Annotated in this window: 18 protein-coding genes, 1 tRNA gene and 3 pseudogenes; 16 read left to right on the top strand and 6 right to left on the bottom strand. The window is 62.7% G+C overall.

From position 1 onward, the window contains the following. Positions 1-423: 423 nt before the first annotated feature. Both NCT05_RS07540 and NCT05_RS07535 read left to right on the top strand, forming a co-directional pair. A pseudogene (locus NCT05_RS07540) lies at positions 424-1,452 on the top strand (ImcF-related family protein); the annotation flags it as partial. Further along, positions 1,449-1,607: pseudogene (locus NCT05_RS07535) on the top strand (type VI secretion lipoprotein TssJ); the annotation flags it as partial. The pseudogenes NCT05_RS07540 and NCT05_RS07535, both read left to right, overlap by 4 nt. A gap of 59 nt (positions 1,608-1,666) precedes the next feature. On the opposite strand, the pseudogene NCT05_RS07530 reads toward NCT05_RS07535, so the two are convergent. Next, a pseudogene (locus NCT05_RS07530) lies at positions 1,667-1,885 on the bottom strand (ImcF-related family protein); the annotation flags it as partial. A 1,247-nt stretch (positions 1,886-3,132) separates the two neighbouring features. Beyond that, the gene (locus NCT05_RS07525) at positions 3,133-3,432 is read right to left on the bottom strand and encodes a phage late control D family protein (RefSeq protein WP_250502004.1); all 300 of its coding nucleotides are present in this window, start codon (positions 3,430-3,432) and stop codon (positions 3,133-3,135) included. A 278-nt stretch (positions 3,433-3,710) separates the two neighbouring features. Between NCT05_RS07525 and tssC the strand changes: the two genes are divergently transcribed. From tssC to tssE, 4 genes are all read left to right on the top strand, one after another. Then, positions 3,711-5,099 (top strand): type VI secretion system contractile sheath large subunit, encoded by a 1,389-nt coding sequence (gene tssC, locus NCT05_RS07520; RefSeq protein ID WP_284507482.1) that lies wholly within the window; start codon positions 3,711-3,713, stop codon positions 5,097-5,099. Positions 5,100-5,163: 64 nt separating this feature from the next. Beyond that, positions 5,164-6,510 carry a type VI secretion system baseplate subunit TssK gene (gene tssK, locus NCT05_RS07515; protein ID WP_250502002.1) on the top strand — a complete coding sequence of 449 codons (1,347 nt, stop codon included), beginning with the start codon at positions 5,164-5,166 and terminating at the stop codon, positions 6,508-6,510. A 5-nt stretch (positions 6,511-6,515) separates the two neighbouring features. Beyond that, complete coding sequence (locus tag NCT05_RS07510) at positions 6,516-7,175, top strand: DotU/TssL family secretion system protein (RefSeq protein WP_244808039.1); 660 nt, start codon at positions 6,516-6,518, stop codon at positions 7,173-7,175. 36 nt (positions 7,176-7,211) lie between these two features. Next, positions 7,212-7,640, top strand: coding sequence for a type VI secretion system baseplate subunit TssE (gene tssE / locus NCT05_RS07505; protein WP_244808114.1), 429 nt, complete (start codon positions 7,212-7,214; stop codon positions 7,638-7,640). A gap of 271 nt (positions 7,641-7,911) precedes the next feature. Here tssE and NCT05_RS07500 read toward each other — a convergent pair. Then, positions 7,912-7,988, bottom strand: a tRNA-Met gene (locus NCT05_RS07500). A gap of 147 nt (positions 7,989-8,135) precedes the next feature. Here NCT05_RS07500 and NCT05_RS07495 point away from each other — a divergent pair. From NCT05_RS07495 to NCT05_RS07485, 3 genes are all read left to right on the top strand, one after another. Then, positions 8,136-8,516: a DUF2946 domain-containing protein gene (locus NCT05_RS07495; protein WP_008349967.1), complete on the top strand. Its 381-nt coding sequence runs from the start codon at positions 8,136-8,138 to the stop codon at positions 8,514-8,516. Between the two features lie 71 nt (positions 8,517-8,587). Next, positions 8,588-8,950 carry a copper resistance CopC family protein gene (locus tag NCT05_RS07490; RefSeq protein ID WP_250502001.1) on the top strand — a complete coding sequence of 121 codons (363 nt, stop codon included), beginning with the start codon at positions 8,588-8,590 and terminating at the stop codon, positions 8,948-8,950. A 7-nt stretch (positions 8,951-8,957) separates the two neighbouring features. Beyond that, on the top strand, positions 8,958-9,389 hold the full coding sequence (locus NCT05_RS07485) for a copper chaperone PCu(A)C (protein WP_008349971.1): 432 nt from the start codon (positions 8,958-8,960) through the stop codon (positions 9,387-9,389). Between the two features lie 60 nt (positions 9,390-9,449). On the opposite strand, the gene NCT05_RS07480 is transcribed toward NCT05_RS07485, so the two are convergent. Then, positions 9,450-11,999, bottom strand: a complete 2,550-nt coding sequence (locus NCT05_RS07480; protein WP_244808038.1) for a penicillin-binding protein 1A — start codon at positions 11,997-11,999, stop codon at positions 9,450-9,452. A 495-nt stretch (positions 12,000-12,494) separates the two neighbouring features. Here NCT05_RS07480 and NCT05_RS07475 point away from each other — a divergent pair, with 495 nt between their 5' ends. The 3 genes from NCT05_RS07475 (at position 12,495) to NCT05_RS07465 (ending at position 15,129) form a co-directional block, all read left to right on the top strand. Then, the gene (locus NCT05_RS07475) at positions 12,495-12,902 is read left to right on the top strand and encodes a plasmid mobilization protein (protein ID WP_008349975.1); all 408 of its coding nucleotides are present in this window, start codon (positions 12,495-12,497) and stop codon (positions 12,900-12,902) included. 219 nt (positions 12,903-13,121) lie between these two features. Continuing rightward, complete coding sequence (locus NCT05_RS07470) at positions 13,122-13,802, top strand: PspA/IM30 family protein (protein ID WP_008349976.1); 681 nt, start codon at positions 13,122-13,124, stop codon at positions 13,800-13,802. A 124-nt stretch (positions 13,803-13,926) separates the two neighbouring features. Further along, on the top strand, positions 13,927-15,129 hold the full coding sequence (locus NCT05_RS07465; protein ID WP_250502000.1) for a tetratricopeptide repeat protein: 1,203 nt from the start codon (positions 13,927-13,929) through the stop codon (positions 15,127-15,129). Positions 15,130-15,473: 344 nt separating this feature from the next. On the opposite strand, the gene glgX is transcribed toward NCT05_RS07465, so the two are convergent. Next, positions 15,474-17,672, bottom strand: coding sequence for a glycogen debranching protein GlgX (gene glgX / locus NCT05_RS07460; RefSeq protein WP_175980004.1), 2,199 nt, complete (start codon positions 17,670-17,672; stop codon positions 15,474-15,476). A gap of 257 nt (positions 17,673-17,929) precedes the next feature. On the opposite strand from glgX, the gene NCT05_RS07455 reads away from it, so the two are divergent. From NCT05_RS07455 to NCT05_RS07440, 4 genes are all read left to right on the top strand, one after another. Further along, positions 17,930-19,315 (top strand): DUF2252 domain-containing protein, encoded by a 1,386-nt coding sequence (locus NCT05_RS07455; protein ID WP_175980003.1) that lies wholly within the window; start codon positions 17,930-17,932, stop codon positions 19,313-19,315. Positions 19,316-19,479: 164 nt separating this feature from the next. Next, positions 19,480-19,923 carry a large conductance mechanosensitive channel protein MscL gene (gene mscL, locus NCT05_RS07450; protein ID WP_008349984.1) on the top strand — a complete coding sequence of 148 codons (444 nt, stop codon included), beginning with the start codon at positions 19,480-19,482 and terminating at the stop codon, positions 19,921-19,923. Positions 19,924-20,245: 322 nt separating this feature from the next. After that, complete coding sequence (locus tag NCT05_RS07445) at positions 20,246-20,737, top strand: hypothetical protein (RefSeq protein WP_008349986.1); 492 nt, start codon at positions 20,246-20,248, stop codon at positions 20,735-20,737. A 235-nt stretch (positions 20,738-20,972) separates the two neighbouring features. Further along, on the top strand, positions 20,973-21,179 hold the full coding sequence (locus tag NCT05_RS07440; RefSeq protein ID WP_008349988.1) for a dodecin: 207 nt from the start codon (positions 20,973-20,975) through the stop codon (positions 21,177-21,179). An 85-nt stretch (positions 21,180-21,264) separates the two neighbouring features. Here the strand turns inward: NCT05_RS07440 and NCT05_RS07435 are convergent, their stop codons facing one another. Continuing rightward, positions 21,265-22,350 carry a BMP family ABC transporter substrate-binding protein gene (locus NCT05_RS07435; RefSeq protein ID WP_008349990.1) on the bottom strand — a complete coding sequence of 362 codons (1,086 nt, stop codon included), beginning with the start codon at positions 22,348-22,350 and terminating at the stop codon, positions 21,265-21,267. Between the last annotated feature and the right edge of the window lie 55 nt (positions 22,351-22,405).

The following is a 22,405-nucleotide window of genomic DNA, read 5'->3' as shown; positions in this document are numbered from 1 at the left end:
CCGGCATCGCTCACTTCATGAAGTTGCAATGCTCGCGCGTAGCGGGCTACAGCGGGCCAGCCGAATTCGTCTGCCTGAGCATGCAGTTGACGAGTTAAGGATCACTCTTCCGAGGGGCGCTGCGAAAATTGTCATTTGGAAAGCAACCCGCCGGCGCTCGTCGAGAGCGAACTTGCGCTCGCTTTGGCGCTTGTGAGCGCGTCGGTCGCCGTGTTGACGCTCTGCGCCGCCGCTTTGCTCGCGGCGGCGGCTCCCGAGACACTCGACGCCGCCGACGCGGCAGCCGCCCCGGCGTTCGATACGGACTGCTGCGGCGCATCGCGTTTCACGGCTTTCGGATCCGCACCTTCGAGCACGAGCAGATTGCTCTGCACACTGATTCTCACCGGATCGGTGTTGGGCAATGTCAGCCAGGGCAACAAGACATCATCGGCGCAAACGCCCGAAGCGCTGCGCACCGCCTTGCGCGCCCGTTATTTCGCCGACTACGCCGAGCACTGGCAGTCGTTCATGAACAGCCTGCGCTGTGATTCGGCGACGACGTTGCCCGCAGCCATCAGCCAACTGAAGCTGATCGCCGATGCCCGTCAGTCGCCCCTGATCGCGTTGATGAAGGCGCTCGACTATCAGGGCGGGGCAGGCGCACAGCGCGACTCGCTCTCGGATACGCTGGTGAACAAGGCGCAGAACATCCTCGGCAAGAAGGACGACGCCCCGCAAGCCGCCAAACCCGATCCGGCGGGACCCTTGGGCTCAACGTTCGGTCCGGTGCTGCGCCTCGTTGCGCAATCGAACGCAAACGTTAGCGCAAGTGCCCGTAGCGACCTGAGCCTGGAACGCTTCACCGAACGCATCACGAGCCTGCGCCTGAAGCTGCAACAGATCAGCGACAGCCCCGACTCCGACGAGCAGGCGCGACAGGTGGCGCAGTCGCTCCTTCTCGGCAAGGGTTCGGATCTGGCCGACACGCTCGCCTACGCGCAACTGATCGCCGCGAGTCTCGGCGAGCAATGGGCTGGCATGGGCGCGGAGTTATTCGTGCGCCCCGTGTCGCAAGCGACGCAAACCGTGCTCGAACCGGCACAGGCCAGTCTGAACGATGCGTGGAACGACACCATCGTCGCAAACTGGAACCGCTCGTTCGCGGGACGCTATCCGTTCGCGAGTACCGTCAACGACGCCTCGCTGCCGGAACTCGCGCGTTTTCTGCGTCCGCAAGGCGGGCTCATCGACACGTTCCTCGCCACGCAACTCGCGGGCGTGATCCAGTTACAGGGCGACCAATGGGTGCCGGTGCCAGCCGCCACCGGTACAAGCAGCGCCGCACGCGCCGTCGATCCGGCGTTCCTGAAGGCGATCAATACGCTGCAACGCATCGCGGCCCATCTGCTCGCTCAGGGCGAGCCGTCGTACCGGTTCGAACTGAAGCCAGTGCCGACCCCGGGCATCTCGTCGCCACCAAGGACGTCGTGCTGCGCCCGGGCGCGAGCGCGAGCGTTGCCGAGCCGATGCAGAAGGACGCCGAGTACGTTGGCGTAGTGGCGTTCTTCCGCTCGCCGAGCAGCAACGGCGTGTGGAAGCTGTTGATTCCGAAGAAGCAGTGGAAGGACATCATCAGATATGTTTTGAGCGCCCCTTGACCGTCCTGTGCTACGTGCGTGAGTTGATCGTCGACCTGCGTGGTCGGCATCTGGCCGAGATCGACCAACCGCGCCTCGAGGTCCTGTTGTATCGGGGCGGCAAGCAGCGCACGGCTTTCGCGGGCGTAGGGCGTCCAGAGCGCTGCGAGCGCTTCGCGGTCGTGGCTCAGGCCGAAGCGGGAGAAGAGCGGTGCGTGATGCTGCGTGCGGTATTCGTAAAAGCCGATGCGCTGCTGCAGCGCCATCAGCGCGCGCAGGCGTGCGGCGGTGTCGGGCGCTTGCTTCAACGCTGCGAGCGCCTCGCTGGTCTGCACGATCTGGTGGGCGTTGGAGATGCCCGAGAGCACCATGCCCGCACTCCAGAGGCCGAGCGCGCCAAGCGCCGCGACGGAGAATACCGTCACCGGATGCAGGCCCGTTCGACGGCCCTTGCGTTGTCGAGTGGCTTCCGCAAAATGTCGCCACAGCAAAAGGTTGATGCCGTGCGCCGCACCATCTTCTTTTGCATCGGTAACCGGCCACGGCGCGAAGAACGCGCCTACCACCGGCAGCGGGTGGCGCTGCCAAGTCGAAAGATCGGCGATCCACTGCGCCAACGCTGAGGCGCGCGTACCAAGACGCTTCGAAAGTTCGGATGCGAAGCGGTCTCGGCGGTTTTGTCCGATCCGCTTCGCGCCGAGATCCGCGAGCCGATTGCGCAGAGTCAGCAAAGCGGCTTCGATCGCGGCCTGATCGCCCGAATCCACGAACTCGCAGCCCATCACGGGCGTGACGGCTCTTGCGCTATCGCTGCCATCGAGATCAAGCAGGTAAATCGGCGCCGACCAGCGCGATTTCCGAGCGATTCCAGCAAGCGTCGTCCCCCAACCCGTTCCGCCTCCTGATGCAGTCGGTAGCGGCACCGCACCGTCGATTGCAAGTACGATTGCGTCGACGGGACGCCCGCGCCGCATCCGTCGAATCTCACGTAGCCTTTGTTCGTCGATCTGTCCGTCGGACGAGACTTCGCCCCACAACAAAACAACTCCATCTTTGATCGACCATTCAGACTTCGTCAGCTCCGGCAGCAGACGGGTGACTACCGCCTCCTGTCCGACAAGCAATAGCCAAGACTGGCGAAAGCGCCAACGAAGGCCATTGCGCTCCCGCAGAACACGATGAAGCGGATTTAACGTACCTGCAGCGTTTCGTTTCTCAGGAACGGCCGACACACTTGCCTGCGTCGTTCCCTGCATTGCAGCTTGGTTTAAGTGCAGGCATTTTTTCAATCTGCGCGCAGCGCCCGACCAACGCGTTAGTCCATCAAACGAAACGACGAGCGCAATGAAAAGCGCGCCAACGGCCACACCGATCAACGCAACACCTCTCGCATCCGGGGTCGTAAGTCCTAAAGCCTCCCCCCAGATCAGGACCGCACCGGTGACAAGCAAAGCGAGAACGAGTACAACAAGCAGGTCAATCTGCAGCTTTTTCATTGTTCTTAACAGGCTTTTTAGATTGTCGTCTTGATTCTTGAGAATGACGAGATGAACCCAGACCACTTACGCGTGGTACCGTCATCGGCGGTCAGCGAAAAGCTCGCCTCCTGGTTCAGATAGTCGCGACGGGAAATGGCACGGGGGTGGGAGACGAGGACCGTCAAGACCACTGGCTCGCCCATCTTCTCCGAGATATGATGCGCCGTCACTGACAGGAGCGCCGCACTGTCTGCGCTCGGCACTTCGAGGTGCTGCGACTGACGCCCCGTCACCAGGCTCGTGATCCGCTCTGCTGCGTCCAATAAGCTGGACATGGTCATACACTCCTTTCTCTGCAATGCTATCGATGCTTGCCAGAAAGCAAGCGGTGATCAGTCTTCGCATGGATGCGCCATTGGCATCGGACCATAGCTCATTGGCAATCGATCTGTAAGGGGGAAATGTCTTAGTTATCCGTATTCCTGATCTTTCTCAAAGCGCGATAGCATCTCACGTTCGGACGTGATATACGTTGCCGCCTCATCGAATTAACGGCACGCGGTCTCGTCTCTAGGCGATTGCTCTCGTTACCGCGCTTAAAGCATATTCAAGCATGTTGGTGCATATTCCGTCCGATTCTCGACACCTCACTTCGCACGCGGTCATTGACGCGTCCGATCGATCTGCCTCCGCGCCGCAGCGATCATCCGAATTGCACATCGACATGGAGATCGCGAGTGTCGATCAACGGCTCGGCGATCAACTCGATGCGATCCTGCATCACCCTGACTTCCAGCGGCTCGAAGCGGCCTGGCGGGGCTTGAAGTTTCTGGTCGACCACACAGACTTTCGCAAGAATGTGCACATCGAAGTGCTCGACGTCGACAAGGAAACGCTGCGGCGGGATTTCGAAGACGCACCCGACGTCGTTCAGAGCGGCCTGTTCCGACACACCTACACCGAGGAATACGACACACCGGGGGGCCAGCCGATCGCTGCTCTGATCTCAAACTACGCATTCGATCGCAGCCCGCAGGATATGGCGCTGTTGCGCGACATTTCGAAAGTGTCCGCCGCCGCACACATGCCGTTCATCGGCGCGGTGTCGCCTGAATTCTTCGGCAAGGCATCAATGGAAGATGTCGTCGCAATTCGCGACCTGCGCGGCCATTTCGAACGCGCCGAATATTTTCGATGGAACAGTCTGCGCAAGACGGACGATGCGCGTTATCTGGGTCTGACGCTGCCGCGCTTTCTGGCGCGTCTTCCGTACGGTGCTGATACGACTCCGGTGCGCTCATTCAACTACACCGAGGCGGTGAACCATTCGAATGGCGCCGGATATCTCTGGGCAAACGCGTCGTTCGCTTTCGCCACCAATCTCGTGCGAAGCTTCGTGCGCAACGGCTGGTGCATCCAGATCCGCGGGCCGCGCGCGGGCGGGATCGTCGAGAACCTGCCCACGCAACTGTACGCGCTCGGCGCCGGCAATCTCGCCAAGATTCGCACCGATGCACTCGTGCCCGAGACGCGTGAGTTCGAGTTCGCTCATATCGGTCTGATCGCGCTGTCGCATTTCCAAAATCACGATGATGCGTGCTTCTACTCCGCGCACTCCGTTCAGAAGCCCGAGGACTTCGACACCAAGGAAGCGAGCGCCAACAGCCGCGTCAATGCCCGCTTGCCTTACATCTTTCTGCTCTCGCGAATCGCGCATCATCTGAAGATGATCCAGCGCGAGAACATCGGTACGACCAAGGACCGGCGGCTGCTGGAGCTCGAGCTCAACACCTGGGTCAAGACGCTCGTCACCGAAATGACCGCGCCTGGCGACGACTTGCAGGCCTCGCACCCGCTGCGCGAGGCGCGCGTGGAGGTGGAAGACATCGAGGACAACCCGGGGTTCTTTCGCATGAAGCTCTTTATCGTGCCGCATTTCCAGATCGAGGGCATGGACATCGGTCTCTCGCTCACTTCGCAGATGCCCAGGGCGAAGAATTGAACCCGTTCAATCCGGCGGAAGTGTGTCGAAACGCGCTCCCGGCGACAACAAGACCTTCAACCTTATGAAAATAACGAGACCCCTATGGGCACAAGGCGTCTTTATGACGCCGCAGCACTTCCAGCAACAAGCGTTGTGGGAGCAGTTCGCGAACGCGCGCATCGCCGAGATGGCGAGCCCCGATCCTTGGGGCGTGATCGACGTGGCAGTCGACAAACAGGCGCTGGGCATCGATCGTGTGCAGTTCACCAAGCTGGTACTGCGCTTGCCCGATGGGACGCTCATCGACAGCGACACGTCCGACTGGCTCCCGGCCGCGCGCAGTCTCGATGACGTCGGCTCGCAATACGATGCGATAACGGTGCTCGCGGGTGTGGCGCTCGTCGATGCGCAAGGCGGCAACTGCATCGAGCCTGGGGCGAAACCCGCCCGGCCACGCCGGTTCGTGCGGGAGTATCTGCACGTCGCTGATTTGTACGGCGAAGGTAAGGAAGAAATCAGCGTCGAACGCCACGCCGTCTCGTTGCTGTTCGATTTCGAGGCGGGCGGCGATTACGTGACGTGCCCGGTTGCGCGCTTTATCCGCAATGCGCAGGGACGCTTCGAACTCGATGCGGCCTTCGTGCCGCCGTGCCTGTTCTTGTCGGCCAATACGATGTTGACGACACGCGTGAAGCGCCTGTCGGAAATCCTCAGCGCGAAGAGCGCGAGCCTGGCGGTACGCCGGCGCGAACGTTCGGACCAGATCGCCGACTACGCGGTCGCAGACGTCTCGCTCTTCTGGCTGCTGCACAGCGTGAACTCGTCCTGGCCGGAACTCGCGCGGCTGGTGCAGGCACCGAATCAGCATCCGGAGCGGCTCTATGCGCTGCTTTCGCGGCTGGCGGGTTCGCTTCTGACTTTCTCCACGACGGAGACGTTGCAGGCGCTCCCCGCCTACGACCATCGCGCACCGGAGCCCGTGTTCGCGGAGCTGGAGTCGCTCATTCGCGATTTGCTCGATACGGTCATCCCATCGCGCGTGGTGCCGATCGCACTAGAGCGCGTGCGCGGCACGGTCTGGACCGGCCAGATCGAAGACGAGCGGCTCGTCGAGGATGCGGATTACTACCTCTCGGTGCAGGCCGCGCTGCCCGCTCATGCACTCATCGAGCAGTTCCCGAGACTCTGCAAGGCGGGCGCGCCCGATGAAGTCGAACAGATCGTCAATTCGGCGCTCTCCGGCATTCCGATCAAACCCATGGCGCGTCTGCCCGCGGCGATTCCGGTACGCATCGAGAACCAGTACTTCGCGCTCGATGCATCGCACCCGGCTTTCAAACGCATGATCGATGCGCGCGCGTGTCGGTTCTACGTGCCTGCCTCAATTCCCGATGTTTCGCTCGAACTTTATGCGGTGCTACCGACGTGAACAGCATGACATTGAATGTCGACATCGATCTGCTGCCGGTGGCGCTGCGCGACACGGCGCTCACGGTCGCGGATTTTGCCGACGAAAGCATAGAGAAGTCTGCGGACGATTTGAAAACGACGTGCAAAGCTCAAATCGATGCCCTGACTGCCGAACTCAAAGCACGAGGGTATCCGCAAGACGTGATCGAGGACGCCCGATACGCCCAGTGCGCGCTGCTCGACGAAGCGGCCTTGAACAGTCTAAGAGGCGATGAACGCGAGGACTGGGAACGCCGACCGTTGCAGCTGGAGAAGTTCGAGACCAACGATGCCGGCGAAGAACTCGTGCGGCGAATCCGAGAGCGGCTGCGAGACCCCAGGCCGGTGCTTGCGCTGCTCGCGATCTTCGGCGCGGTGCTGGATCTCGGTTTCACGGGGAGACTCGCCCTCGAAGGCGACGACGCGAAAATTCGCCTCCGACGGGCCATCGATGCTCAGCTTCGTGTCGAGCAGAGGCAGCAGAAGGATGATGGCTCCGTCATCGTCAAAGCGCCAATTATGCGTGCGTGGACGCAGCGAATCTCTCCGCTCGCCGGCATCGCAGTCGCTTGCGTAGTGGTCGGGCTGATCTGGTTTGGAATCAATGCGTGGCTGGATGCGTCCGTTGCCCGCATGACGCAATGAAAGGAGCGCAGGCATGAAACACGAGGTCAAACGATGATGCGCGCGGGACCCGGCCTCTTCGAGCGGATCACCGGACACTTCGCGGACGGAACGGCGATCATCGATCACTCGCCCGAAGAGCAGACTTTCTATTCGGTGCGGGACAACATCCAGCGGATTCTCAACAGCCGTCGCAAGGCGCTCGCGCATTTGCCCGGGTATGGGCTCGACGATCTGTCCGAGATATACCGGCACTTGCCGGCTTCTGCGCATAAGTTGAAAACCGAGATCGAGTCGACGTTGCTCGAGTACGAGCCACGCCTGAGGGCGATCGACATCGAGATCAACAAGCCCGAGCCGGGCATGCTATTGAGCTTCACGATGGCGTGTCACCTACGACGCGAGGGGCTTGTGCGCTTCGGCACGGACTTCATGCCGGATGGCAGGACGCGGTTGAGGATGCTTCAGCAGGCCCTCGATGAGTGAGCGTTCGACTGAGGTTCCCCTCGAATCGATGTCGTGGCTTCCGCAAGGAGCGATTCATTTCTGATCGCGCGTCCGAGCGCTGCACGCATCAGGCCTTTAGTTGGCGAACGGGTGGTAGAAGCCGCAGGCCTTTCGCTGATCCTTGATGCGACTCGGGCGCGCACGAGCGCGGTTCTGGCCGCGCGATTGACAAGGCGTATTTGCATTGAAAAGACAGACAACAAAAAACCCGCTCAAAGGCGGGTTTGATGGTGTGACGGCTTGCCGATATTGGTTGCGGGGGTAGGATTTGAACCTACGACCTTCGGGTTATGAGCCCGACGAGCTGCCAGACTGCTCCACCCCGCGTCCGTCGAAGAAAAGATTATACGTCATCGCTTACTTTGCCGCAACACCCTATTTTCTAAAACAATCAATCGATGCGTCCCATCCCTCGCGAAGCGCCTCCAAACGCGCATGGCATAATCGCTCGTTCATCATCGTCCATGTATCGGCATGCATCACTTGCGTCGGGGCATCATCGGGAAGATCGGCGGGTTCGCTGCGATATGCGCGATCCTGCTGCTCTCGCTCGCGCCCGTCGCATCGCAAACGCTCGAACATGCGCGCATCGAATCGTTGCTCGCGTCCGTGTGCGCAACCGATGCCCAGGCATCGCGCGACACGCATCCGCAAAAGCATGACACCGTCGATCATCTGCAGGCCTGCGCTTATTGCGATCTCATCGCGCACGCGCCCACGCCGACCGTATCGCCGCATCGCGCGGCCGCCCTTCTCCCGCCGCGCGAAACCTTCGTCGCAAATCATCGCACCGACGCGCCTCGCCGAGCATCGCTCACCGCCGCACAACCGCGCGCCCCGCCCGCCTTCGCCTGATTCGCATCGGCAAACACAGACTTCGTTCATCGCCTCAAACCCCAACGGTTTCGGGCACGCAAGGACACATCATGCTTTCATCATCGTTGATGCGCAGCGCACTCGCGCTCGCGTTGATCGGCTCCGCGCAACTCGCATTCGCGCATGCATTGCCGAAGCTGCAACAACCCGGCCCCGCCGCGACCGTCAGCGCCCCGCACGAAGTTGCGATCGACTTCGGCGAAGCGCTCGAACCGACCTTCAGCAAGCTCATCGTCACCAATGCGCAGGGCAGGCAAGTCAACACCGAGAAATCCACAGTCGATGCACGCGACAAAAAGCACATGAGCGTCGCGCTCCCCGATCTCGCGCCGGGCGTCTACAAGGTCCAATGGAGCGCGTTCGCGGCCGACGGGCATCGCACGCAAGGCCACTACAACTTCACCGTCAAGTGAGGACACAATGAAAAAAATCGCTGTACTCGCGAGCGCGCTCGTCTGCGCATCGTTCGCTCAGGCCGCGACGCTCGAGGCCCGCGATTGCTGGGTTCGTGCGATGCCGCCGAACCTGCCGTCATCGGGCTACTTCACCGTCGCCAACAACGGCGACAAACCCGCGACCCTCACGGCCGCGGAAACGCCCGCGTTCGGCATGACGATGATGCACAAGTCGGAAAGCAAGAACGGCACGGCGACGATGTCGGCCGTCGATTCCGTCGATGTCCCCGCGCACGGCACCTTGAACTTCGCGCCGAAGGGCTATCACCTGATGCTCGAAGAGCCCGGCAAGCCGCTCAAGGTCGGCTCGACGATTCCGCTCACGCTATCGTTCGCGGACAAGTCGACGCTCAAGGTGAACTGTGACGTGAAGTCGGCAGCGACGGTCGGCCACTGAGTTTCGCGCCCCCCAAAGAAAAGCGCGCCGGATTGTGAAGTCCGGCGCGTTTTTTTATCGCTAGTGCTTGCTGAACAGATCCATGATCTGCTTGCGCTCGTCGGTCGTAACCTGCGGCGCGGGCGGCGCCTGCATGCCCGCCGGACCCACGCCGCCCATCGTGGTGGCATCGCCCGCCATCGGATTGGCGTTATCCAGCCCGATGCTCGCGACGAATCCCGCGCCCGGCGTCCGGTCGGCGTAAAAGAGTTCGCCATCGACCGTGGTGATGCCGTCCGGCCGCTCCATCTGCTCCTGCGGAATGCCACGCAGCGCGCGTCCCATGTACTCGACCCAGATCGGCAACGCGAGCTGCGCGCCGAACTCGCGGCTGCCGAGCGTCTTCGGCTGGTCGTAGCCCATCCACGCGACCGCGACGAGCTGCTTCTGATAGCCCGCGAACCAGCCATCCTTTGCGTCGTTGGTCGTGCCGGTCTTGCCTTGCAGATCGTTGCGCTTCAACACGTTGGTGCCCGAGCCCGTGCCCTGCGTCGCGACGGTATGCAGCAGGCTGTTCATGATGTACGCGTTGCGCGGCTCGAGCGTCTGCGGCGCGTTGCTCCCCGCGATCAGCGGATTGGCGCGCGAGATCACGGTGCCGCGCGCATCGGCGACCTCGGCGATCAGATACGGATTAATGCGATAGCCGCCGTTCGCGAACACCGAGTACGCACCGCTCAACTGCAACGGCGTGACGAGACCCGCGCCGAGCGCGAGCGGCAGATAAGGCGGCGTCTTGTCCTTGTCGAAGCCGAACTTCTGCGTGACGAAGTCCTGCGCGTAGCCCGTGCCGATATACGAGAGGATGCGGATCGACACGAGGTTCTTCGACTTCTGCAGGCCGACGCGCATCGACATCGGGCCGTCGGGCTGGTCATCGTCCTTCGGCTCCCACGCATCGCCGCCGCCCGCCGCGGGGAAATACAGCGGCGCGTCGTTGATGATGGTCGCCGGTCCGAGACCCTTGTCGAGCGCCGCCGAATAGATGAACGGCTTGAAGCTTGAACCCGGCTGACGCCATGCCTGCGTAACGTGATTGAACTTGTTCTTGTTGAAGTCGAAGCCGCCGACGAGCGCGCGGATCGCGCCGTCCTGCGGCGTCATCGAAACCAGTGCGCCTTCGACCTGCGGCAACTGCGTGATCTGCCAGTTGCCCTTGCCGTCCTTCGTGAGACGCACGATCGAGCCCGGCTTGATCGCTAGCGCCTTCGATGCGTTGTTGCGCAGCGCCGCCGCCACGAAGCGCAGGCCGTCGCCCGCGATCGTCGCAGTATCGCCGCCGACGAACTGTGCGCTCACCTGCTTCGGGCTCGCGGCCGTGACCACCGCCGCGACGAGCTCGCCGTTGTCCGGATGATCGACGAGCGCGTCTTCGATCGCCTCGGCGCGGTCATCCGCGTTCGACGGCAGATTGACATTGCCCTCCGGCCCGCGATATCCATGCCGGCGCTCATAGTCCATCACGCCCTTGCGCACGGCTTTATACGCGGCGTCCTGATCGGCGGAATCGATGGTCGTCGTCACCGTGAGGCCGCGCGTGTAGGTCTCTTCCTTGTATTGGGCGTACATCATCTGCCGGACCATTTCCGCGACGTATTCCGCATGTACGCCGTATTCGGTGCCCGAGGACTTCGTGTGAATTTCCTCGGCGCTCGCCTGAGCGAACTGTTCGCGCGTGATGAAGTTCAGATCGAGCATGCGCTTCAGGATGTACTGCTGACGCACCTTCGCGCGCTTCGGATTGACGACCGGGTTATACGCCGACGGCGCTTTCGGCAGGCCCGCGAGCATCGCCGCTTCGGCAAGCGTGATGTCCTTCAGGTCCTTGCCGAAGTACACGCGCGCAGCAGCCGAAAAACCGTACGCGCGCTCGCCCAGATAGATCTGGTTCATGTACAGCTCGAGAATCTGATCCTTCGTGAGCGCGCTCTCGATCTTGTACGCGAGCAGCATCTCGTAGATCTTGCGCGTATAGGTTTTCTCGCTCGACAGGAAGAAGTTGCGCGCGACCTGCATCGTGATCGTGCTCGCGCCTTGCGATGCGCCGCCGTGCATCAGATCGGTCACGCCCGCGCGCAGGATGCCGACGAAGTCGACGCCGCCGTGATCGTAGAAGCGGTAATCCTCGATTGCGAGCACCGCCTTCTTCATCTGATCGGGAATGTCCTGGAAGCGCACGAGGCTGCGGCGCTCCTCGCCGAACTCGCCGATCAGCACGTGATCGGCCGTATAGACGCGCAGCGGCACCTTCGGACGATAGTCGATGAGCGCATTGAGCGACGGCAGATTCGGCCCCATGACGACGAGCGCATAACCGACGATGAGCGCGCCGATCACCACGCCGATGGCCGCGAGTCCCGCGAACCAGAGCGCGATGCGTGCGAGCGGAGAGCGGCCCCGGCCGCCGCGGTCATTGCGATCGTTGCGGTCATTGCGGCCGCCACCGCCGTTGCGCCCGCCGCCGTCGCGGCCGCCCGAGTCATTGCGTGAGTCGTTGCGAGAGTCGTTCCAGCGCGGTTCGCGATCGTAGCGCGAGGAATTCGATGAGTCGGGTCGTTTGATGATAGGCATGACTGGGTTCGTTCGGCGCGCCATGAAGCGCGCCCGCTGCCGCGCTGCGATGCGCCGAAAAACGACGCGACTGCCAAGACGGGACGAGCGAATGTGCAGGCCGGATCCGGCCGGAGGTAACAGCGCATTTTAAAGAATTCGCGCGGGCCACCACAAAATGCGCAGGATTTTTTTGTAAGTAAATTGCCGCGAGCCCGCCAGATGCGCGCCAATGTTGTGTTACCCACAGAAAGTGTTGAGAGCCTTGTGGACAACCGTATGAGAAAATGCACAAGTCGTTGATCGCGCGCCGTTTTTGCGCAACGCTCATCGCGTGTGATGCGAGGCCATTCACACGCACGGCCGCGCGCAAACCGATATGATGGATGAATGGATCGCGGGTTCCCGAAACGGCTCTCGCGAGCCTGCAATAACGATGTCGTGCAGTTTGATGAACCGAAGCCGCGGTCGTCCCCTTAGTCCGGTTACGATCGCCTTACTGTTTGTGAGCCGCCCATGACGACCAAACCCAGCGAACGCATCGTTGTTTTCGTGACTCCCGCGCAGAAGCTGGCCATCAGCAATACAGCGGACTCCCTCGGCATCAGCGTGAGCGAGCTCATGCGGCGCGCCGTGCTGAACTTCAACGCGACGAGCGAGCAGATCAAGGTCGCGGGCATCGTCGATCGGCTGCGCGCGCCCAAAGCGCCCGATGCGCTCAACGCCGCGCTGAAGAGCGTCGCTGCGAAAGCCGCCGCACGCGAAGCCCGCGATGCCGCCGCAAGCGCGACCAAACGCGCAGCGCAGGCGCGCACGCTTGCGCAGGCGCATCCCGAGCCCCCCGCATCCGAAGACGCACTCGAGCATGACGCCGATGAGGGCGACGACGCCTCGCTGACCGACGACACGCACACCGAGCGCTAGCCACCGGCGCCCTGCCTGCCTTTTCCGGCAAGGCGCGCCGTTACACTCCTTAACCTTCCGTTAAGTCCCGGTTAAGCCGCGGCATGATCTAATGAGCGGGTAAACCCGGCGTGCACGCGAAGCTCGCGTGCGCTTGCAATCCCGCGCATTGCGCCTCACATTCGAGCCGCGCGGCGCGTGGATCGAGTGAACGCCGCCGTCTTCCTCCAGGAGAAATACATGTCGCTTTTCGATTCCATCACGCGCACGGTCAAAGGCCTCTTGAACGACGCCGCCGACACCATGCAGGACCCTTCGCGCGACGCTCGCCAGATCGTGCGCGAACTCGACGACAGCATCGCGAAGGCGGAAAACTCGCTCATCGAGATCGAAGCGCAGGTCGCGACGCAGCAAAGCAAGCGCGACGCCGCCGCCGACAAGGCGAAGAAGTACGAAGACGGCGCGAAGCGCGCGCTGCAGTCCGGCGATGAAGGCCTCGCGCGCGAAGCCCTCGCGGCGCAGGCGAACGCCGAAACCGAACGCGACGCGCTCGCCGCGGAACTGCAGACGCTGGTGCCTTCGGTCGATCATCTGAAGCAGCAGATCACGGACATGCGTCAGCGCCGCAACGATCTTAACGCGCGCTCGAACATCCTTCAGGCGAAGCAGCAGATCGCGCAGGCGAAGGACACCGCGGCCACGGCGCTGGGCGGCATTGGCGGAAAGAATCTTTCGGAGGACTTTCAGAAGCTCGAAGACAAGGTTCAGCTCGCCAACGCCCGCTCGGATGCGCGCCTGAATTCGGCGGACCAGAAGTCCGGCAAGGCGCTCGACGACAAGCTCGCCGCGCTCAATCGCGGGCCTTCCGTCGAAGACCGTCTCGAAGCGCTGAAGAAGCAGTTGAATCCGCCGGCGCAATAAGTGCTGGCGAGTGCATGCGTGGCGAGCCGCCGGGCAAGCCACGCGTCGCACGAATATGCGTTACCTTGAGCAGTACACGATTGCATCGACAGGAGACGGACGTTCATCGCGTCCGGCCCGCATCATGAAAAAGTTCTTGACGGCTCTGGCGTTGTCGCTGTTGCTCGCATCCCCGCTCGCGTTCGCGTTGCCGACCGCGCAGCAGGTCGAGCAGTCGATGACGCAGGGCCACTGGCAAAAGGCCGACTCGCAACTGAGCGAAGTGCTTGAGGCGCATCCGAAGAACGCGCACGCGCATTATCTCTACGCGCAGGTTCTCGACCGCGAAGGCCGTTACAGCGACGCCCTTTCGCATCTGCAACAAGCGAAATCGCTCGATCCCGCATTGAGCTTCACCGATCCTTCGCGCTTCGCGGCCACGCAGGCCCGCATTCAGGCCGATGCGACGCGCGCGAGCATCTCGCCGCGATCGGACAACGGCGCGACTACGTCGAGCGCACAGAATCCCTTCAATCAGCAACAAGCCGCGCCCGCGCCGCAGACGCACGGCATCGGCATGGGCGCGTGGATCGGTTTGGCGATCCTGATCGCGGCGATCGCGCTCGTGCTGCGCTGGGGCTTGCGCCGTGCGCGCTCACGCGACGACGGTCAGGCCGAGAACGATCGCCGTTCGCAGATCAAGCGCGCAACCGAACTGCTCAACGAAGTGCGCACGCTCAAACTAGACGTGCGGCTCTCCACCGCGCCGGGCCATGAAGCGCTGCTGAAGGACGTGGAAGGCGCGGAAACGCAGTTGCGCGAGATGGTCGAATCGCTGTCGAACTCGAAGAATCCGGTACCGCCGTATGCGATCGAAGATCTGGAGAATCAGGTTGCAAGCCTGAAGGCGCGCGCCGAAGGCCGGCCCGATCCGAACGCGAACAACTATGCGCAAGCCGGCGCACCGAACGGCTCGCCATATGCGCAGGAAGCCGAGCGTTTCGGACGCGGCCAGCCGCAGTATCCGCAGCAAGGGCCGTATCCGCCGCAGCAAGGGCAGCAGCCGCCCGTCATCATCCAGCAAGGCGGCGGCGGGTTCGGCGGCGGCATGGGCGGATTGCTTACCGGCGTGCTGCTGGGCGAGGCGCTCTCGCATGGGCGCGATCGCGTGATCGAGCGCGAAGTCCCCGTCGATCGTCCGCCGCAGAACGATAACGGCGGTCTCGACTTCGGCAACGACAACGGCGGCGGCCTCGATTTCGGCAACGGCTCCAACGACTGGAACGATGGCGGCGGGGGCGGAAACCTCGACCTCGGCAGCAACGACGACAGTTGGCGCGATTCCTGATCTGCTCGCGTACGAAAAACAAGGGCTCCGTTTCGCGGAGCCCTTTTCGTTTCGTCGTGAAGATCAGCGCATCAACCGCCGCCGAGAAAGCGCAGCAGGCCCCAGAGAAACTTGAAGAAGCCGACGATGAATTCCCAGATGCGCTCGAGCTGATCCCAGCTCGCGACGCGCAGGATGGCATGCAGGATCATGCCGTCGGCGCCACGCGGCCTTGAAGAGGCGCGCGTTCATGCGTGAAAGATACGGCCATCGTGGAAAAAAGAAGGCGGCTCCCGCCGCCTTCTGTCGCTATCGCAAAAACCAGATGATAACCGCTCGCGCGCCGGACCCCGCCGACACGAGCCTCAACTCGGCTCGCCTTCAGGCGGGACTTCGTCCGTCAGCGCTTCTTCAAGCCGCTTGAAAATGCGCTTGGTCGCGCCGCGCGGCTGAAGCGCAAACAGGAGCAGCGAGCGGCCCGTCACCTGATACACATCGTCCGCGCCGAACTCCGGCAATTCCTCGCGAATCGGCGCGTTGGTGTCGATGAGACAGATCCACTCGTCGGGGCCCGGAATGTCGGGCAGCGTGAAATCGACCACGTCGTGATACGCGTTGACGATGAGCAGCAGCGTCGCATCCGATGCCGGCTTGCGGATGCCCGTCGCCTGCGCGCGCCCGTCCATCACCACGCCGAAGCAGCGCATGTTCGGATCGTCCCATTGCTCCTGCGTGAGTTCGTCGCCGGTCGTGCCGAGCCACCGGACGTCGGCGACCTGCAGGTCCTCGTTGTATTCGCCGGTCAGGAAGCGCTGGCGCCTGAGCACCGGCAGCGTGTGACGCAGCGTCGTCAGCTTGCGCACGAATTCCGTGAGCGCGCGGCCATCGTCGTCGATGTCCCAGTTCACCCAGCTGATGTCGTTGTCCTGGCAATACGCGTTGTTGTTGCCCTTCTGCGTGCGGCCGAATTCGTCGCCGGCGAGCAGCATCGGCGTGCCTTGCGAAAACAGCAGCGTCGCGAGCATGTTGCGCTTCTGGCGCTCGCGCAGCGCGCGGATCTCGGGGTCGTCGGTCGGACCTTCGACGCCGCAGTTCCACGATTTGTTGTCCGAATGGCCGTCCTTGTTGTCCTCGCCGTTCGCCTCGTTGTGCTTCTCGTTGTACGAGACGAGATCGTTCAGCGTGAAGCCGTCGTGCGCGGTGATGAAGTTCACGCTCGCCCACGGACGGCGCCCGCGCTTGTTGAACTTGTCGCCCGATGCGGTGATGCGCTTGCCGAGCTCAGGCGACACGCCTTCGTCGCCCTTCCAGAATTCGCGCACAGTGTCCCGGTAACGATCGTTCCATTCCGCCCAGCCCGGCGGAAAGCCGCCCACCTGATAGCCGCCCGGACCGCAATCCCACGGTTCCGCGATGAGCTTCACGCTCGAGAGAATCGGGTCTTGCCGGCAACTGTCGAGGAAGCCGCCGCCCTCGTCGAAGCCGTAGGGCTCGCGGCCGAGAATCGTCGCGAGATCGAAGCGAAAGCCATCGACGTTCATCTCCGTCACCCAGTAGCGCAGGCTGTCGGTGACCATCTGCAGGACGCGCGGATGCGACAGGTTGAGCGTATTGCCGGTGCCGGTATCGTTGATGTAATAGCGCGATTCCTCGGGCATCAGCCGGTAGTACGACGCATTGTCGATGCCGCGAAACGACAGCGTCGGCCCGCGTTCGTTGCCTTCGGCGGTGTGGTTGTACACGACGTCGAGGATGACTTCGAGGCCGGCCTCGTGCAGCCGGTCGACCATTTCCTTGAACTCGGCGACGACGCCCGGCCCGCGCGCGAAGTAGCGCGGATCGGCGGCGAAGAAGCCGATCGTGTTGTAACCCCAGTAATTCGTGAGGCCCTTGTCGAGCAGATAACTGTCGTTGACGAACGCGTGGATCGGCAAAAGCTCGACCGACGTCACGCCCAGGCTCTTGATGTAATCGACCACTTCCTTCTGTCCGAGCCCCTCGAAAGTGCCGCGCATGTGCTCCGGAATCGCCGGATGCAGCTTCGTGTAGCCGCGCACGTGCGTCTCGTAGAAGATCGTGTGCTCCCACGGCACGCGCACGCGCGTCGCATGCGTCCACGAGAAGTCCTGATCGACGACCTGGCACTTCTGCATGAAGGGCGCGCTGTCGCGTTCGTCGAAGGTGAGATCGTCGCCTTCGGCGTTGAGCGTATAGCCGAACACGGCCGGGTCCCACTTCAGTTCGCCGACGTGCGCCTTCGCGTACGGATCGAGCAGCAGCTTGTTGGGATTGAAGCGATGTCCGGCTTCGGGCTCGTACGGTCCATGCACGCGATAGCCATAGACCGCGCCGGGTTGCAGGCCGTGAACGTAGACGTGCCAGACTTCATCGGTGTATTCGGGCAGTTCGATGCGCTGCGTTTCCTTTTCGCCCTTCTCATCGAAGAGACACAGCTCGACTTTGGTCGCGTTCGCGGAAAACAGCGCGAAATTCACGCCCTGTCCGTCCCAGGTTGCGCCGAGCGGAAACGGGGAGCCTTCGGCAATGCGGATTTCGTTGGGCATGAGATGATGTGTTCGAAAGATTGACGCGAAGTGCGTCGGGATCGTGCGTTGGCATTGCGCGGCTTCAAGCCGATCGTAAAGAGCATATCCCGTGCCCGTGGCCCGGCCCGGCGTGCAGCTTGCTTCATGCGGTTCGCGCCATCGAGACGCACCCGCGTCATGCGCTGCGCGTGTAAAACCTTCCCGCCGGGAGCGCCGAATGCTCTGCGTTCGACGAACGCTCGACACGCCCTTTTATCGCCGAAGGAGAACGCGCCTTGTCCACCCGCCCTGGTTCCGCTTCGACGAATACACCCATCAACGGCGCGGCCGAGCAAAGCCGCGCCATGGGCCGTTCACTGCGCGACGCGGTTCCGTTCGACGCGCACGGCGCCTGGTCGCCCGAGCCGGACCGGCCCGATCCCGTCGAACGCGTGCTCGCGGGCAACGCGGGCCGGCAGGAGCGGCTCATTCCGCTGCGGATGCAGCGCATGGCCGAGTCGCCGTTCGCGTTCCTGCGCGGCTCCGCGACGGTGATGGCGTGGGATCTGGCGAAGTCGCCTTCGATCGGCCACAACGTCATCATCGACGGCGACGCGCACGTCAATAATTTCGGCCTTTTTCGCACGCCGCGCCAGGACGTCGTGTTCGATCTGAACGATTTCGACGAAACGCTCGTCGGCCCGTGGGAATGGGACTTGAAGCGTCTGACCGCGAGCATCAACGTCGCGGCGCGCGAAAATGGCGTCGATGCCGCCGGGCGCGAAAGCGCCGTGCGTTCGGCGTGCGCCGCGTATCGCACGACGATGGCCGGACTCTGGCAAGTAAGCCCCTACGATCTCTGGCAGATGCGCTCCTACGCGAGCGCGCTGCACATGGACGCGCCCACGAAGCTCGATTCCGACGAGAAGGCGACCATAGAGAAAACCGTTGAACGCGCGATGAAGCGCTCGCACGCGACGATGCTCGCGAAAGTCGCGGAGCCCGTCGGCAAAAGCTATCGCTTCAAGGCCGATCCGCCGATCCTGACAGCGCTCGACGCCGCCGAGAAAAATCATGTGATCGATGGCCTGAAGGCTTATCTGGAAACGCTCGCCGGCGAATGGCGCATGATGCTCGAACGCTACGACGTCGTGGATGTCGCGCATCGCGTCGTCGGCGTGGGCAGCGTCGGCACGCGCGCGTATCTCGTGCTGATGCTCGGCCGCGCGCTCGGCGATCCGCTCTTCATTCAGGTGAAGGAAGGCATCGTGCCGGCCGCCGCGCCGTTCGTGCCGCCGCTCCCGGAGCCGTATCGCCATCAGGGACGGCGGGTCGTGCACGGTCAGCGTCTGATGCAGAGTTCATCGGATGCGCTGCTCGGCTGGACGACCATTTCCGGCCGCGACTTCTACGTGCGCCAGATGAAGCAGATCCGCGGCTCGATTCCCGTCGACTGGCTGCACGGCGCGACCTTCGACTTTTACGCGTGGTGCCTCGGCCTCCTGCTCGCCCGCGCCCACGCGCGCACCGGCGATGCCGCGCTCATCGCCGGGTATTGCGGCAACTCCGACCGGCTCGACGCCGCCTACGCGATGTGGGCCGAGCGCTATGGCGCGCAGACGGTCGCGGATCACGCGGCTTTTTGCGCGGCGATCAGCGTGGGGCGCGTGCCGTCGGCCTGAGCGAATTCCGGCGCCCCGCGCGAGCCGCAATCGAATTGACTATCATTGTCGGTGCCCGCAACGAAACGCGCCGCGCCCGGCGTTTCGCGCGGGTTCCAACGGCATAGCCCTTGCTGCCGCCTTGGCCCGCACAACCGTCTAACGCACACTGGAGGAAGCCGCGCATGAGCATGATCGAAGAATTCAAGAACTTCGCCCTGAAGGGCAACGTCATGGACCTCGCGGTCGGCGTCATCATCGGCGGCGCATTCTCGACGATCGTCAATTCCGTCGTCAAAGATCTGATCATGCCGGTGGTCGGCCTCGCCACCGGCGGCCTGGACTTTTCGAACCTGTTCGTCCGGCTCGGGCCGATACCGCCAACGTTCAAAGGCAATCCCGATTCGTACAAGGACTTGCAGACCGCGGGCGTCGCCGTATTCGGCTATGGCTCGTTCATCACCACGCTGATCAACTTCATCATTCTCGCGTTCATCATCTTTCTGATGGTCAAGTTCATCAACAATCTGCGCAAGCCGGCCGAAGCCGCGCCGCCGCCCGCGACGCCCGAAGACGTGCTGCTGCTGCGCGAGATTCGCGACGAACTCAAGAACGCACCGCGCGTCTAGCCGGGCAAACCCGCTCGCATCGCAGCGGAACCCGCGCGGCGCGGGCGGGTCTGCCTGATTGGCCATCCTATCCCCTTGGTGCGCCCACCCGCTTTTTTCTTCATGAAAGCTGTTCGCGTGGGGTGCAGCAGGACTATTATTGAGATAGATGCTCTGAGGGAAGCCAAGCGGGCCGCCAAACGGTCGTCGGCACGAATCGTGCGCCAGGAAGGAGCAGCGGCTCTTGCCGTTGCTAAAAACGAATGGCCCGATTCACCGTGACCTAATCACATCGATGCGCTATAAAAGATCGACGTGCGGCGCGCAAGACGGGAGTGGCCGCATGAGGACGCTGCGTTTCTTGCAATTCTTTTTCAGGCGAGTTTTTATGTCCTTCCCGAAAAAGCGTAAGCGCGTGAAGGCTGATGGCGACGAGTCTTTTCTCGCCGTGCTTCGGCATTTCAAGCCATTTGGTCAGCTAGACACCAAGATCGCCAGGGCTCGCGCCCAGGATGAACCGGTGCTGTACGCACATGTGTTGCCGGGACTCGATGTCCTTCTGTGCAGCGTGCGAGGCGCCCAGCCGCCCTACCCGGCGATCGACGAGCTGCACAGGCGTTGTGTCGAATCCATCACCAACGCGCTCGAACAGCCGCTCGACGGACTCGAGAACGGCGGTTACTGGTACGAGGGGAACGGTTTCGGTTTCCTTGTATTCGCGAGCCGCGCCCGCGCCCAGATCCTGAGCGAATTCGGCGCGACGGTTTCGGCGCGCCGGCGTCGCGGCACGCGCCGTCAGGACGCAGGCGACGCCGCTTCGCGACCGCTGCGCTGATCCTGCGCGGACCTCCCTGGTTTCTGCCGATGCACGCGGGCCTCGCTGACGAGGCTCGTGCGCCGAGCGCGCTTCGCGCAAACCCCGACTACTCCCGCACGCGTTCCTGTCCTTTAATGGAAGCCACGCGCGAAAGCGTGATGGCGCGTGCCTTGCTGCATCGGAATTCGAAGCATCTTGCGACGCCACGCGTCGCATCGCTCTGACCGATCCACCACACTACAAGGAGAACACCATGTCGGAACACGTCTACAAGCAGATCGAACTGACCGGCTCGTCGCCGCAGTCGAGCGATGACGCCGTGCGCGTCGCGCTCGAGAAGGCGTCGAAAACGCTGCGCAACATGCACTGGTTCGAAGTGGTGGAAACGCGCGGGCACATCGAGGACGGCAAGATCCTGCACTGGCAGGTGACGATCAAGGTGGGACTGCGTATCGATTGATGCGCGTGGCTCATCGCATGAAAAAACCGCGCTTCGTTTTGCAACGAAGCGCGGTTTTACATTGCGGCGAGCGAACGATGCGCGCTTACTTCGGCAGCGAGCCGTCCACGCCTTCGACGTACCAGTTGATGCGCTGCAGTTCCGGGTCGGTCAGCGTCTTGCCGGCCGGCACCTTCTCCGCGCCCGACTGATCCTTGATCGGACCGCTGAACACATCCCACTTGCCTGCGTGCAACTCGTCACGCTTCGCGGAGATCGCCTGCACTGCCTTCGCGGGAATCGCGCCGGTATTCAGGTCTTCGAGATCCACGGCCTTCTGCGGAATGCCGAGCCATACCGGATCGTTCTTCCACTTGCCGTCGATCACCTTCTGGATCACGTCGTTGTAATACACGCCCCAATGCGCGACGACCGAGCCCAAATGCGCGCTCGGGCCGAACTTCTTCATGTTCGAATCCCAGCCGAACGCGAAGACTTTCTTCTCGGCGGCGGTGTTGAGCGTCGCGTTCGAATCGGTGTTCTGCAGCAGGACGTCGGCGCCCTGGCCGATCAGCGTTTCGGCTGCCTGCTTTTCCTTGCCCGGATCGAACCAGCTATTGATCCAGATGACCTTCGTGTGGACCTTCGGGTTCACGGAGCGCGCGCCCATTGTGTACGCGTTGATGTTGCGCACCACTTCCGGGATCGGCACCGACGCGACGAAGCCGAGCGTGTTCGTCTTCGTCACGTAGCCCGCGGCGACGCCCGCGAGATACGCGCCCTGATACATGCGCACGTCATACGTGCCGAAGTTCTTCGCCTTCTTGAAGCCGGTGGCCGTCAGGAAGATGGTGTCCGGAAAATCCTTCGCGACCTTCAGCGCGAAATCCTGATAGCCGAAGCTCGTCGCGAAGATGACCTTGTTGCCCTTGTTCGCGAGATCGCGGAACACGCGTTCCGAGTCCGCCGATTCCGGCACGTTCTCGACGCGCGTGATCTTGATCTTGCTGCCGTACTTCGCTTCGGCCTCCTTGCTGCCGGCGTCGTGCGCGAAGGTCCAGCCTGCATCGCCCGGATTGCCGAGATAGACGAAGGCGACGCCCGGCGCATCCGCCGCCTGCGCGCTCAAGGCCGCGACGGTGGCGGACAGTGCGACCGTAGCGGTGATCGCCTTCAGCCATGGTTTATTCATTGTGATTCTCCTGGTCGATGTTGTGTGTCAAACGAATTGCTTTGGCCCGCATCAG

It is taken from the genome of Caballeronia sp. AZ7_KS35, from assembly GCF_023631045.1.
GTDB lineage: Bacteria > Pseudomonadota > Gammaproteobacteria > Burkholderiales > Burkholderiaceae > Caballeronia > Caballeronia zhejiangensis.
Note: the sequence above shows the minus strand (reverse complement) of the source record. Positions and strands in the feature narration are given on the sequence as shown.